Origin of the sequence: Teichococcus aestuarii (genome assembly GCF_042651065.1) — a bacterium.
Lineage (GTDB): Bacteria > Pseudomonadota > Alphaproteobacteria > Acetobacterales > Acetobacteraceae > Pseudoroseomonas > Pseudoroseomonas aestuarii.
Window position 1 is genome coordinate 1 of record NZ_JBHSCH010000201.1, and the last position, 501, is coordinate 501.

The window sequence follows — 501 nt, forward strand, 5'->3', positions numbered from 1 at the left end:
ACATATCTAAGACTGGATTTAAACGTAAATCAGACGCTAAACATCAAGCTGAAATGATTGAACGCCAATTAAGAAATGATGACTATATCGCACCTTCTTCTAGCACATTCAAACAGGTAGCTGATGATTGGATTAAACAATATGCTAATGATGTAAAAGTAAGTAGTGTCAGAGCACGTGAGAAAGCCATACAGCACGCCATAGAGCGATTTAATAATAAACCAATACAAACTATCAAGAAACATGATTATCAGCGCTTCGTGGACGATATGAGCGCTCAGTATAGCAAGAATTATGTTGATAGTATCGTAGCCTCTACAAATATGATATTTAAGTATGCGTATGAAATGCGATTAATAAAAATATTGCCTAATGAGGGTATTAAACGACCTAAAAAGAAAGTAAGTGTGGAAGAATTAGAGGATATTGAGATACACAAAAAGTTTCTTGAAAAAGATGAATTATTTCAATTCTTGGAGGTTGCTAAATATTACCATTCGC

General features: G+C 33.9%; 1 protein-coding gene. It reads left to right on the forward strand.

Annotation, left to right across the window (positions count from 1 at the left end):
- The coding region (locus ACFOY6_RS24365) for a tyrosine-type recombinase/integrase (RefSeq protein WP_456316957.1) at window positions 1-501 on the forward strand (501 nt) is incomplete at both ends.